This is a genomic window from Actinomyces qiguomingii (assembly GCF_004102025.1).
Lineage (GTDB): Bacteria > Actinomycetota > Actinomycetes > Actinomycetales > Actinomycetaceae > Actinomyces > Actinomyces qiguomingii.
In genome coordinates this window covers 3,322,029-3,335,017 of sequence record NZ_CP025228.1, presented here as the reverse complement: position 1 = coordinate 3,335,017, position 12,989 = coordinate 3,322,029, and the positions used below count along the sequence as shown (strand labels likewise).

Here is a 12,989-nt window from a genome sequence, read left to right as displayed (position 1 = left end):
CGGTTCGCCCCCACATATGGCCGGGAGTGAAAATGGCAGCAACAACTGTATCAACGGCGTCGCGCGGCGCCGCAGACAATGCGCCCCGGGCAGGGGCGGAGAAACGGCGGGGGAGGGGGCTGGACAAGTACTATCCACTGTACTTCCACCTCCCCGCAGCGCTGTTCTTCGTGATCCTCTTCCTGGTTCCGACGCTCGCCTCCTTCTATTTCGCTTTAACACGCTGGACTCTGTTCGACATGGAGTTCATAGGTCTGGATAACTTCGCTCAGTTCTTCAAAGAGCCCTCCTTGGTCAAGGGCTTCGCCAACACCTTCATCTACGCCTTCGTGACCTCCGGCGCCAAGGTGGTTCTCGGACTCGCTCTCGCGGTCCTACTGACCTCCCAGGTCTTCGGGCGCAACTACCTGCGGTCGGTCGTCTTCTTCCCCGTGTTGGTGTCGACAATCGGTGTCGGCGTCACCTGGAAGGTGCTGCTCGACCCGCAGGACGGGTTGGTCAACCGGGCGCTCGCCGTCGTCGGCATTGATGGTCCAGGCTGGCTGACCGACCCCGGCCTTGCGCTCTTCTCCGTTGCCGGAGTCGACGTGTGGAAGGGTGTTGGACTGGCAACCGTCATCTATATCTCCGGGATTGTCGCCATCCCTCACGAGTACGTTGAGGCGGCGAAGGTGGACGGTGCGGGCGCATGGCAGATATTCAAGAACATCACCCTGCCGCTGTGTCGTCCGGCCACGGTCACCGTGATCATCCTGTCCCTCATCGGCGGACTGCGGTCCTTCGACCTCATCTGGACCATGACTCGTGGCGGCCCGGGTTTCTCATCCGACGTGATCGCCTCGGTCATCTATAAGCAATACCAGGCGGGCTTCTACGGCCTGTCGACGGCCGGCAACGTGGTGCTGTTTCTGGTCATCGCGGTAATCGTGATCCCACTCAACATGTGGCTGAACCGGAAGGGGAATCGGTCATGACCGCCGCCGCACTTGCCGGAAAGCGGAACCGGCGCCGGGGCCTGATCCCCGGGGTAATCGCGATCCTGATTAGCATCGTGGTCTTCATCGTCCCGTTCGTCTTCATTGTGTTGACGGCGGGGAAGACGCAGAAGGAGGCCTCTGTGCTGGAGTTCTCCTTGCCCACCGAATGGGCCTTCGTGGAGAACTTCAAGACGGTGATCGCCACCCAGGACTACGTGCTGATTCGCGCCTTCGTGAACTCCGCCGTCGTAACGGTGCTCGCGGTCGCGATACAGGTGATCCTGGGGGCGATGGTCGGTTATGTCCTGCAGCGGCGTCGGTCTCGGTGGAACGGCGTCATCAACCTGTTCGTCATGATGGGATTAATAATCCCTCCCGCCGTCGTCCCGACCATCTGGGTGCTGGAGGGGTTGGGCCTGTATAAGACTCTGGCCGGCCTGATCGCCGTTCACGTCGCCTTCGGACTGTCCTTCTGCATCCTGTTGTTCCGCGCCTTCGTCGAGACGATACCGCGGGAGCTGGACGAGGCGGCGATCATCGACGGCGCGGGTCCCGTGCGCCTGTTCTTCCGGGTCATCTTCCCGTTGCTGAGGTCCACGATCGTCACGGTCATCGTGGTGCAGGCCGTAACTGTCTTTAACGACTTCACATACGCCCTGTACTTCCTGCCCGGCCAGGGCAACGAGACCGTCCAGCTCACGCTGTACAACTACCAGTCGCAAGGGCTGAACCAGTGGAACCTTCTGTTCATGGACGTCCTGCTGATCACCATCCCGCCGCTTATCATGTATGCGTTCTTCAACCGGCAGATCCAGGAGGGGATGACGGCCGGTGCGGTGAAGGGGTGAGCCTGCGGGTGCACCTCCACGGGAAATGAGGTGTTCGAAAGGTGCCCACGCATGCGCAGCGTCCGCCGCGTCTGCGAGATGTCGCGGATCGAGCCGGGGTGTCCCTGGGCACCGCATCGAACGTCCTCAACCATCCCGAGCGCGTGTCCGCAGCCGCGATTGAGCGGGTACGGGCGGCAATCAACGAGCTCGGGTTCGTCCGTAACGCCAACGCCAGCACCCTTGCCTCCGGTAGATCCGGGGCCCTGGGCCTGGTGGTCATCAATCTTTCGAACTCCATGTTCGTCGATGTGGCGCGAGGGGCGCAGGCGGCTGCCCGGGCGGCAGGCCACAACTTGCTGCTGGCGGACAGTGACGACGACTTCGTCGCCCAGGGGAACAACGTCGCTTCCTTCAATGAAGCGCGTGTTGCCGGTCTGCTGCTGGCGCCGATGCAGGACTCGTCGGAGCATGTGGCCAGACTAAAGGCACGGGACACGCCCGTGGTCATGATCAATTATGACCAGGGGGATGAGAGCCTGTGCACTGTAATCGTGGACAACGAGCAGGTCGGTTACCTGGCCGTCCAGCATATGCTGGATATCGGGTGCAGACGGATAGCCTTTGCGGCGGGCGGTGACGAGCAGTATCAACCGGTTCGGCTGCGCCGCCGCGGTGTGCGGCGTGCCATGCGTGAGGCCGCGGGCGCCTCCTTCGAGGAGATTATGGCCGGTGGGGTGAAAGAGGCCGATGGCTTCGCTGTGGCGTCGCAGATTGCCGGCCGCGGCCCCGAGACCCGGCCCGACGGCGTCATTGGAGTGTCCGACTCGCTCGCCTCTGGACTGGTCGAGGGGCTGAGCGAGGCAGGCGTCCGCGTTCCGGGAGATATCGCCGTTATGGGGTGCGACCGCAACAGTTCGGCGGGGGACTGTCGTGTACCGTTGACCAGCATTACCATGAACGGTCAGGAGATGGGGGAGGCGGCCGTGCGCTTGATCCTGGACGAGATGGCGCGGGACGGATTGCATGTCCACCAGCGCGTGGTGCTAACGCCCGAGTTGATCATGCGTGGTTCGACGGCGGTTGCGCGTCCCCGCTGAGGAGCACTCGAACCACGGTGACGATCCGCCACCCGCCCCCTCCCGCCGAGTTCGGTCGATATAACCGTCGAGTTCGGTCGATATAACCGTCGAGTTCGGTTGTTGTGGCTGGGGTGCGGTGGGTTTTCCACAGGGTGTTGGTTGGGGGTGGCGGTTGTGGTGGGTGTGTGGGTACGGTTGTCTGGCGTCGGCGCTTTGGCTGGCGCGCCTGTTAGTCCCGTTAGGGTCCTCACCGAGGAGGCCGTGCCCGTTATGTCTACCGTCCCCTTACTCCATTCGATGCCGCATCGGCGCCGGGCTGCGGTCGGGTTCGCTCGTCTGGCGGCCTTGTCCGTGGTGGTTGCCTGGCTGGCACTGGGTGGGGGTTGTTCGCGTGGAAGCGCCACCAGTGGTTTCAGTCCCACCTGGACCCCATCAGCGACTGTTAGTGCTAGTGCCGCGCCCACGCTGTCGCCGGAACAGGCCGCGGCCAGAGCCACAGCCCTGGCCATGGAGCCGCCCGATCCCTACACCCCACAGTTCACCCCCGAAGGCGCCATCACCGCAGCCACATACTTCATCAGCCTGTTCCCATACGTCTTCGCCACCGGCGACCTGGACGCCTGGAAGAACCTGAGCGACGACAACTGCTCCTACTGCAACACAGTTATCCATAATGTAACCAATCTGCACGATTCCGGAGGCTGGGCGGACCCCTGGGGGCAGGAGATCACTCCGCTAGAGTGGTGGACGGACCAAGAAGACCCCAACCGATACGTAGTACGAACCCAGGTTGTGTCCGAAGCTCACACGGAACACCCGGGCAACAACACGCCCTCACTAAGTGTAGAAACGTCGGAGGGTGTATTTCTACTCCAGATTTACTGGAACAACACTTGGAAGACTGAAGCTGTTCAGCTGGAAGAGGAAGGTGAATCAGAATGAAAGCATCCCTCGCAACAAGAACGCTCGTTTGCATTTCAGCATTTCTACTATTCTGCACTATTGCCCCTGCTAGCGTCGCAGATGATCAGCCTGTAAGCAACGTGAAAGTTGGAGCGCATGGTAGTTCGGTGATTGTTTATGGTGGGGTGTCTTATGATGTGGTGGTGTCGGTTCCGGGTGGGTCGGGTGGCGGCGGTGTCACTGTTGAGGGCGGCACTGGTGGGGTGTTCGATGAGAGGGCCGCTTTTATGGCGAGTTTGTCTTATGCCATGTGCTTCGGTATGAGAATGGGCGTGAACGTCGGAATGCGTGCTGTTGTGCTTGATCCTGACGAGTGCGCCACCGATGCCGCGGCGGCAACCACTGCCCAGGCCGCAGGCGGCACCACCGTGGTGATCACGATCTCCTCCACCGACGTGTCCACCCTGCTGGCCGAGGGCTCAGGCATCACCCGCCAAACCCTCGTGTCCACAAAACAGGGGCAAGCCCCCGGTTTTTGGAGTTAGGGGATGGCTGGCCTTCCCTGTGATCTGACAGTTGGGATACATGAGTCGGGCAGCTCGTCCTTACTGGGACTTGGTGCCCGTACCCTGCTCCCGCACTGTTATCTACTGAGGCGAACTCCAAGTCGTGGGTTGGGCCGCAACATCTCTGAGGGGGCGGCAGGGCGGAGGCCTAGCCTGCAACTCGTGGTTACGGCTGTTGTCGGCAGTGGTGATAGCTGCCCGTAGCCCCGTCTACTACGCCACTTGGGCGTTGGGTACGCCGGTTAGGTGTTAGCTGAAGGCCTTAGAGCCCTTCAGCAAAGGCCTAAGTGGCGTAGTAGAGACCGAACCGGCGTAGTAGACATCAGTGGGGCTGGGTTCGGACGGGCGGGGTCGGGTCGGGCGGTGTAAGTCCCCATCGTTACTGCTGAAGTCGGTAGGTTTTCCACAGGGTGTTGGTTGGGGGTGGCGGTTGTGGTGGGTGTGTGGGTACGGTTGTCTGGCGTTGGCGCTTTGGCTGGCGCGCCTGTTAGTCCCGTTAGGGTCCTCACCGAGGAGGCCGTGCCCGTTATGTCTACCGTCCCCTTACTCCATTCGATGCCGCATCGGCGCCGGGCTGCGGTCGGGTTCGTTCGTCTGGCGGCCTTGTCCGTGGTGGTTGCCTGGCTGGCACTGGGTGGGGGTTGTTCGCGTGGAAGCGCCACCGGTGGTTTCAGTCCCACCTGGACCCCATCAGCGACTGTCAGTGCTAGTGCCGCGCCCACGCTGTCGCCGGAACAGGCCGCGGCCAGAGCCACCGCTCTGGCCATGGAGCCGCCTGATCCCTACACCCCACAGTTCACCCCCGAAGGCGCCATCACCGCAGCCACATACTTCCTCAACCTCTACCCATACGTCTACGCCACCGGCGACATAGATGCTTTCGAGAAAATGAGTGACGACAACTGCGGATTCTGTCGCAAGGTGATGGCCAACGCCACGGCGCGACATGAATCTGGGGGCTGGGCGGATCCGTGGGTGCAGGAGACCACACCTCTGGAGTACTTGGTCGACGATACCGACTCCAACCGCTACGTGGTACGAACCCAGGTTATTTCTGAAGCCCACACGGCCCACTCCGAAGATGGTGAGCCCAGTGCAATTGAAGCGTCTGACGACATACTACTAGTCCAAATTTACTGGACGGGCAGCAGCTGGAGCGTCGAAGCCGTTGAAGCTGTTGGCCCAGAAGACAGGAGTGATTCAGAATGAAGCCATCGCCTACCGTGCTTCGTGCATTGATTCCATGCATGTTGGTTCTCGCTTGTACGTGCATCGCACCCAAATCGGCAGCAGATCCTCATGCAGACCCGAGGATTAGCGTAGATGCAGGACAGGATTCGGTGATTGTTTCTGGTGGGGTGTCTTATGATGTGGTGGTGTCGGTTCCGGGTGCGTCTGGTGGGGGTGGGGTTGTGGCTGATTCTGGGGTTGGTGGTGTATTTGATGCCAAGGCCGCTTTTATGGCGAGTTTGTCTTATGCCATGTGCTTCGGTATGAGAATGGGCGTGAACGTCGGAATGCGTGCTATTGTGCTTGATCCTGACGAGTGCGCCACCGATGCCGCGGCAGCAACCAGCGTCCAAGCCTCCGACGGCACCACCGTGGTGATCACGATCTCCTCCACCGACGTGTCCACCCTGCTGGCCGAGGGCTCAGGCATCACCCGCCAACCCCCAGGCCCAGAAGTACTGCTAACCAAGGACTTCATCGTCTACACCAGCCCCGACACCCAGGTACTAACCACCACCGTAGCCGGAACCGAAGTAACCATCCACGCCACCCCGGTGTCCTACACCTGGAACTGGGGAGACGGCACCACCACAACCACCACCGATCCCGGTGCTGCCTGGCCCGACCAGACCCTCACCCACCGCTACACCCGCACAGCCGCCGACGTGACCACCACCCTTACCACCACCTGGAAAGCCACCTACACCCCCAACGGCGGCACCACCACCCCCGTGGTCGGAACCATCACCACCACCAACACCACCACCCCCTACAACATCGTCCGCACCATCACCTACCTCACCGACCACGCCGAAACCCAAAAACGACACTAAGCTGGCTCGTCTGGTTTGGGGTGTGGGTGCTGGTTCGGGCTGGTGCGGTGATCTTATTTTATGTGATTGTGGGTGGTGACAGATGGTGAATGTGCGCCTGTGGTCAAGGGTGGAGGTGTTGTAATGTATCGTTGGCGCCAGCCAGCCTCCTTGGACTAGTTGGAATCGTACGGTTCTTGTGGGTGGCGTAGGGTGCTGGAGCATCCGGTTGTGCCGAATCAGGGCACTCTCCCGGTGCGCCGGTGCCGCCGACCGAACTCGTTGGTTATATCGACCGAACTCGGCGCATGTGCCTCAAACCGGATGAGCTACGAAAGACGAGACTGCCCGGTAACTGCCTCCCCGCCGTCGGCCAAGGGCGCAGGACCGGCACGCGCTGTCACTTGTGCACGCACGGGGCGCAAGCCGTCCCTCACAGGCTTGGGATCCGCTCTGGACGGCTAGTTGAATCAATCCTGTGAGGCGGGAAAGCGTCCCGCCGGGCCCGGCCATCGCCGGCGGGCTCAACCCGAACACAGGAGTTCAGATATGAGCAAGAAGCTTCGCATCGGCATCGTGGGCCTGGGGTTCATCGGAACCCAGAAACACCTGGCGGGCCTGGCACAGCACAAGGACAAGTGCGAGATCGTCGCCTTCTGCGACTTCGACATCGAGCGCGCCGAGGCCGGCAAGGCCCAGTGGGGCAACGAGGACGCCTACACCACCACCGACTACCAGGACCTCGTCGCCGACGACTCCATCGATGTCCTCCACGTGTGCACCTGGAACGCAAACCACTGCGAGATCACCTGTGCCGCCCTGGAGGCCGGTAAGCACGTCATGGTGGAAAAACCCATGGCCGTCACTGGCGAGGACGCCCGCAAGATGCGCGACACCGCCAAGCGTACCGGCAAGAAGCTGACCGTCGGCTTCCAGTACCGCCAGCGCGAAGAGTACCAGTTCCTCAAGGCCCTGGCCGATGAGGGCAAGTTCGGTGAGATCTACGCCGCCAAGGCCCACGCCACCCGCCGCCGCGGCGTGCCGATCTGGGGCGTGTTCACCGACAAGAGCAAGCAGGGCGGCGGCCCGCTCATCGACCTGGGCGGCCACTCCATCGACGTCGCCCTGTGGCTGATGAACAACTACGACGTCGCCTCCGTCACCGGTGTGGTCAACTACAAGCTGGCTGACAAGCCCGAGGGCAACATTGGTGGCGAGTGGGACCCCGCCACCTACGAGGTCGAGGACTCAGCCTTCGGGTTCGTCACCTTCAAGAACGGTGCCTCCCTGTTCGTCGAGGCCTCCTGGGCCCTGAATATCAAGGCCGCTCGCGAGGGCTGCGTCACCATCATGGGCACCGAGGCCGGCGCCGAGACCATCCAGGACCCGGGCGGCTCCGCCAACCTGATCGTCGACGTCAACTCCATTGAGGGCGGCAAGCAGGTCAACACCGGTTTCGGCGAGGGTGGCGCCTACTTCTCGGCCGGCGGCGCCGGCGGCGCCCAGACCGGCTTCGCCTACATGGGCGGCCTGGAGGCCGGCCTGTGGCTCGACGCCATACTCAACGACACCGAGCCCTACGTGACCGCCGACCAGGCCGTCGTCGTTACCGAGATCCTCGACGGCATCTACACCTCCGCGGCACAGGGCGGCAAGCCCGTCTACTTCGACTGACGGCCCGACGGCGCTGCTCCCCGGGTCGGACGTCGTCAGCGACTCGACCGGGCGTGCAAGCCCGCCGGTCCGACGCCGTCGTCCCGGTAAGTGATCCGCCGCACCGTCCCGGCGCCGCCCGACGCCGTCGTCCGCCGGACAGCAATGGGTTCGGCCCCGGTCCCCGCCGCACGGCCGGGGCCGAACCACACCGCGGCCGGCTCCCGGCCGCCCCGCTTACAACCTGCACTCAGAGAGGAGCGCATCAATGACCTCGCAGATCAAACGCGGAGTCAGCCTGTACTCATACCAGCACGAATACGTCCACGGCACCATGAACCTTGAGGACTGCGTCGCCGCAGCCGCCAAGGAGGGCGCGCTGGGCATCGAAACCCTCGGCGAACAAATGATCCCCGGCTTCCCCTTCCCCGGGCAGGCGGACCTGCCCGACTCCTTCTACTCCTGGTGGAAGGACCTGATGGCCAAGTACGGCACCACCCCGACCGTCCACGACATGTTCCTGGACACCAAGCGCTACCGGGGTCGCCTGCTCAACCACGACGAGATGGTCGACTCCCTCAAGCGCGACATCCGGCACACCGCCAAACTCGGAGCCAAGGGCATCCGCATCATCGTCAACACCCCGCCCGAGGTCGTTGAGTCCGCCGCCCCCTACGCGGCCGAGCACGGCGTGTGGATGGGCGTCGAGGTCCACTCCCCGTACTCCTTTGAGGACGGCTGGATCAAGCGGCACCTGGAGGTCGCCGAGCGCGTCGGGACCGACGTCGTCGGCTGCGTGCCCGACATGGGCATCTTCGTCCACAGGCTGCCGCGCGTCGTCGTCGACCGGGCGCTGCGCGACGGCGCCGACCCGGAGCTGGCCCGCGAGATCGTGGACACCTACAACTCCCACGGCGACTCTCAGGCCCTGTTCGACCGCTTGGAGCGGCAGGGGGTCGACGGCGTCACCCTGGGGCTGGCCCGCAACGGCATCCACATGATCGCCCAGCCGGTGGACTGCCTGCGCGAGCACGCCGAGTTCATCAAGCACATCCACGCCAAGTTCTACGAGATGCACCAGGCGGAGGGAACCGACTACTGGCACGAGTATTCCATCCCCTACCACGAGATCGTTCCCGTGCTGGATGAGATCGGCTACGACGGCTACCTCTCCAGCGAGTACGAGGGCAACCGCCACATCGAGGACGCCGAGCCCGTCGACTCCATCACCCAGGTGGCCGCTCACCAGGGCATGCTCAAGGCACTCATCGGAGAGGAGAACTGACATGTTCGACGAGCTGATCATCCGTGAGGGAAGCGTCCGCAACGTCACCGGACCCGACGGCGAGGTCACGGGATTCTCCTTCGACAGCCACATCCCCTACTACCGCGGTCTGGGGCTGTCCATGGTTGAGGTACCCGAGGTCACGGTCGACGGCGAGGCCGTGCCCGGGGAGGACCTGCGCTTCACCTACAACGGCGTGACCCGTACCTTTGACGAGCTGGCCGACGTGACCGACGTGCGCTGGGAGCTGCGCACCTTCGCGACCATCACCGTCCTGCGCCCCGGCGGCCTGGCCCCCGGCGAGCACGAGGTACACGTGAACCTGCGCCTGCGCGTGTCCTACCTGCCGTTCATCTCCGAGAACCGCTTCACCCGCAGGGTCACGGTGGCCTGAGCCGCCGCCCACCTTCAATCCCTTCACTCGAAATCTTCGGAAGGAAACCACCCATGCCCACCAAATTCATGAAGCTCGGCTTCGACGAGCAGGTGCTGCGCCGGCTCGCCAACGACTCCGACGGTTACGTCCTCGACGTCGGCCTGAACTACTACCGCGGCACTCCGATCTCCGCCGTCGAGCGCCTCGAGCTGAGCGTCGACGGCGAGCGCGTCGGCAACGACCGCATCCTGGTGGAGATCAACGGCAAGTTCCTGCGTCTGCCGCAGGTGCCGCTGGCCTTCACCGAATACTGGGGGGTCAAGACCCCGATCCGCCTGCACGTGACCGGCGAGCCGCTGGCGGCCGGCGAGCACGACGTCGACTTCGTGTGCGAGGCGCGCGTCGTCTACATGCAGTTCGCCCCCGGCGTCTACGGAATGTTCGACGCCTCCGCATCCGCCACCCTCACGGTGGCCGAGGACTCTGAGAACTGAGGAGCAAGACCACCATGGCAACGATTAACGGCATCGAGCAGGCCATCTCCTGCTACAGCTACACCCAGGAGTTCATTGAGAACGACGACTGGAGCATCGACACGATCTTCGAGCACGTCGCCGCTAAGGGCGTGACCAAGGTCGAGTTGGTCGGCGGGCAGACCTTCCAGCAGTACCCCACCCCCCGCGCCGACGAGATCGACGCGGTGCTCGCCGCGGGTGAGAAGCACGGCGTGGAGGTCTTCTCCTACGGCGGCTACGTCGACCTGGGGCGCATCACGGGCTACCAGATGACCCGCGAGGACATCCTCTCCGACATCCGGTTGGACATCATGACCGCACGCAACCTCGGTGCGAAGTACCTGCGTGCCACCGGCTTCGAGCCGGAGCTGGCGCCCGCCGTCAACGACCTGGCCGAGCGCTACGGTGTTCAGATCGGCTTCGAGATCCACGCCCCGCACACCCCCGCGGACGCCACCACCCGCGGCTTCATGGAGACGATCGAGAAGAATCGGCTCGGCTCCTTCGGGCTGGTGCCGGACTTCGGCATGTTCATTGAGCGGCCCACCGAGATCGCCATCAACCGGTATGTGGGGCTGGGCGCCAAGCGGGAGACTCTCGACTGGATCATCGCCAACCGCCACAACGGCATGACCGAGGAGGAGATGCAGGAGCACGTCGCCAAGAACATGGGCGGCGGCGAGGGTGAGAAGGTCGCCATCTCCGAATGGTTCGGCTACCTGTCCTTCGCACCCGCCGAGCTCGAGTCCTTCGCCGCTATGGTGCCGTATGTGAAGTACGTGCACGGCAAGTTCTACCACCTGGAACTCGACGCGGACGGCAAGGTCTTCGAGCCGACGATCCCGTATGAGAAGGCGCTGTCCATCCTCGCCGAGGGCGGATTCCAGGGGGCCTTCATCTCCGAGTACGAGGGCCACGCCTTCTACCTCAACGACGCCGACGAGCAGCTCGACCGCCATCTGGCCCTCGGGAAGAGCATCCTCGAGAACCTGTGACGGAACGTTCCCGATGGGGGAGAGCCGGGGAGACCAGCCGCCCCGACTCGCCTCCATCCCCATCCTCGCTTCCCTCGCCGATGTCGGTAGAAAAGTACGGCTGCTCTGGCAATTGGGGCGGCGCAAATGTCGTGGGAGCCGCCCGGCGGTTCTCCCTGAGACGCAAAGGAGCGTGTTATGAGTAAAGTTCAGGAAGGGAAACAGGAGACGGTGCGTGCGAGGCCGGTGGCCTCGCGACGGCGAGTCGCGCCTGTGGCGTGGTACCTGATCGCACTTGCGGTGTTGATGCCGGTGTCTGCCTGGAGCATTGTGCTTGATGATTGGTTCGGGGATGAGAACACGCGGGCAAGTGTGTTTTCCTTGTTCATGCTCGTGTTCCTCCTGGTTGTGGGGACGTGGGTGCACAAGCGGACTCCGGCACGGCAGCGGGTTATCCGGCTCTTCGCGTTTAGGGGTGTAGTAGCTGTTGTCTGAAGCCTCCGGCGTGGATGAGGCTGCGGATGGTGTAGTTGGTCAGATTCCTGAAGCCCAGGGCGATGCCGCGTAGGTGCTCCAGGCGGCCGTTGACTGCTTCAGTGGGTCCGTTGGATGTGCCGCGGTGGTCGAAGTAGGCGAGTATGTCTTCGCGCCGCTGGGCCAGGGTCTTGCCCAGCGACTTCAGCTCTTCGAGGGCGTCAGGCACGCCGGTGGTGAGGGTCTGCATCACTTTCTCCATCAGGGTCTTGCCCTGGGCGGGGGCCTTGGCGCGGTAGGCGGCCATGATCTTCTGATACACGCCCCACATGATCTCTACCGGAGTGTTGTGGGGGTCGGCGAACAGTTGTTCGAGACGCTCCCAGCCCTTGTCGCTCACCAGGCCCGCCCCGGTGCGCAGCAGCCTGCGGGCCTTGTACAGGGGGTCGTCCTTACGGCCCCGCCGCCCGGTGGTCTCGCGCTGGGTGCGGCGGCGGCACTCATCCAGCTTGTCCCCGGCCAGCGCGACCACGTGGAAGGGGTCCATGACCTCCGTCGCGCCGGGTAGGGCCTCGGCGGCGGCGGTCTTGAAGCCCGCGAACCCATCCATCGAGACCACCTCGATCCGGCTGCGCCAGTCCTCGTCGCGTTCCTGGAGCCATTGCTTGAAGGCCTGCTTGGAGCGGCCTTCGATCATGTCCAGCAGGCGGGAGGGGCCGGTACGGTCGCGCACGGGTGTAAGGTCGATGATGACGGTGACGTACTTGTCGCCCTTGCGGGTGTGCCGCCAAACATGCTCATCCACCCCGATGACCTCCACACCCTTCAGACGTCCAGGATCATTGATCAAGCGGTCCTTGGCCCGCTCAAGGACGGCCTCATTGGCGGTGTGCCAGGACACCCCCAGAGCTGCCGCCACACGCGAGATGGACATGAACTCCACCCCCACGGCCCGGATCGCCCACTCCTTGGCCGCCAAGGTCAGCCTCGCCCGCTTGGCGGCCGCACGAGACGCGTCCTGCCTCCACACACGCCCACAGCCCTGGCAGCGCCACCGGCGCAGCCGCACCAGCAAGTGGGTTGGGCGCCAGCCCACCGGAACATGCGCCAGCCGCCTCGCGACGGTCCCCACCGGGGCGCCCTGGGCCCCGCAGACCCGGCAGAACGCATCCTCCTCGCAGACCTGCAGCCGACACTCCACCAGTGCACCGCCGCCATCTATGCGCATGCCGGTGACAGTCAGTCCCAGCGCGTCCAGGCCCAGGAAACTAGCAAAATCAGGGGCAGCAAAGGTAGTCTCGGCCATGTCGAGGTC

At 63.6% G+C, this 12,989-nt stretch carries 14 protein-coding genes; 13 read left to right on the top strand and 1 reads right to left on the bottom strand.

Annotated features, from left to right (window positions below):
* Positions 1–32: 32 nt before the first annotated feature.
* The 13 genes from CWT10_RS13990 (at position 33) to CWT10_RS13930 (ending at position 11,695) form a co-directional block, all read left to right on the top strand.
* Positions 33–974 carry a carbohydrate ABC transporter permease gene (locus CWT10_RS13990; protein ID WP_103062548.1) on the top strand — a complete coding sequence of 314 codons (942 nt, stop codon included), beginning with the start codon at positions 33–35 and terminating at the stop codon, positions 972–974.
* Positions 971–1,825, top strand: a complete 855-nt coding sequence (locus tag CWT10_RS13985) for a carbohydrate ABC transporter permease (RefSeq protein ID WP_103062547.1) — start codon at positions 971–973, stop codon at positions 1,823–1,825. Before CWT10_RS13990 ends, CWT10_RS13985 begins: the two co-directional genes overlap by 4 nt.
* Positions 1,826–1,866: 41 nt before the next feature.
* Complete coding sequence (locus CWT10_RS13980) at positions 1,867–2,904, top strand: LacI family DNA-binding transcriptional regulator (RefSeq protein ID WP_103062546.1); 1,038 nt, start codon at positions 1,867–1,869, stop codon at positions 2,902–2,904.
* Between the two features lie 252 nt (positions 2,905–3,156).
* The gene (locus CWT10_RS13975) at positions 3,157–3,828 is read left to right on the top strand and encodes a DUF6318 family protein (protein WP_128683524.1); all 672 of its coding nucleotides are present in this window, start codon (positions 3,157–3,159) and stop codon (positions 3,826–3,828) included.
* Positions 3,825–4,334, top strand: coding sequence for a hypothetical protein (locus CWT10_RS13970; RefSeq protein ID WP_128683522.1), 510 nt, complete (start codon positions 3,825–3,827; stop codon positions 4,332–4,334). Before CWT10_RS13975 ends, CWT10_RS13970 begins: the two co-directional genes overlap by 4 nt.
* 549 nt (positions 4,335–4,883) lie before the next feature.
* Positions 4,884–5,564, top strand: coding sequence for a DUF6318 family protein (locus tag CWT10_RS13965; RefSeq protein WP_128683520.1), 681 nt, complete (start codon positions 4,884–4,886; stop codon positions 5,562–5,564).
* 290 nt (positions 5,565–5,854) lie between these two features.
* Positions 5,855–6,418, top strand: a complete 564-nt coding sequence (locus tag CWT10_RS16865) for a zinc transporter (protein ID WP_168190773.1) — start codon at positions 5,855–5,857, stop codon at positions 6,416–6,418.
* A gap of 528 nt (positions 6,419–6,946) precedes the next feature.
* Positions 6,947–8,071 carry a Gfo/Idh/MocA family protein gene (locus CWT10_RS13955; protein WP_103064126.1) on the top strand — a complete coding sequence of 375 codons (1,125 nt, stop codon included), beginning with the start codon at positions 6,947–6,949 and terminating at the stop codon, positions 8,069–8,071.
* Positions 8,072–8,318: 247 nt separating this feature from the next.
* Positions 8,319–9,335 (top strand): sugar phosphate isomerase/epimerase family protein, encoded by a 1,017-nt coding sequence (locus CWT10_RS13950; RefSeq protein ID WP_103064127.1) that lies wholly within the window; start codon positions 8,319–8,321, stop codon positions 9,333–9,335.
* A 1-nt stretch (position 9,336) separates the two neighbouring features.
* On the top strand, positions 9,337–9,729 hold the full coding sequence (locus tag CWT10_RS13945; protein ID WP_103064128.1) for a C-glycoside deglycosidase beta subunit domain-containing protein: 393 nt from the start codon (positions 9,337–9,339) through the stop codon (positions 9,727–9,729).
* A gap of 53 nt (positions 9,730–9,782) precedes the next feature.
* Positions 9,783–10,205: a C-glycoside deglycosidase beta subunit domain-containing protein gene (locus CWT10_RS13940; protein ID WP_103064129.1), complete on the top strand. Its 423-nt coding sequence runs from the start codon at positions 9,783–9,785 to the stop codon at positions 10,203–10,205.
* 14 nt (positions 10,206–10,219) lie between these two features.
* Positions 10,220–11,221 (top strand): TIM barrel protein, encoded by a 1,002-nt coding sequence (locus CWT10_RS13935; protein ID WP_103064130.1) that lies wholly within the window; start codon positions 10,220–10,222, stop codon positions 11,219–11,221.
* Between the two features lie 177 nt (positions 11,222–11,398).
* Positions 11,399–11,695 (top strand): hypothetical protein, encoded by a 297-nt coding sequence (locus CWT10_RS13930; RefSeq protein ID WP_103064131.1) that lies wholly within the window; start codon positions 11,399–11,401, stop codon positions 11,693–11,695.
* Here the strand turns inward: CWT10_RS13930 and CWT10_RS13925 are convergent.
* Positions 11,670–12,980 (bottom strand): ISL3 family transposase, encoded by a 1,311-nt coding sequence (locus tag CWT10_RS13925; RefSeq protein ID WP_103062545.1) that lies wholly within the window; start codon positions 12,978–12,980, stop codon positions 11,670–11,672. The genes CWT10_RS13930 and CWT10_RS13925 overlap by 26 nt on opposite strands.
* Positions 12,981–12,989 lie beyond the last annotated feature (9 nt).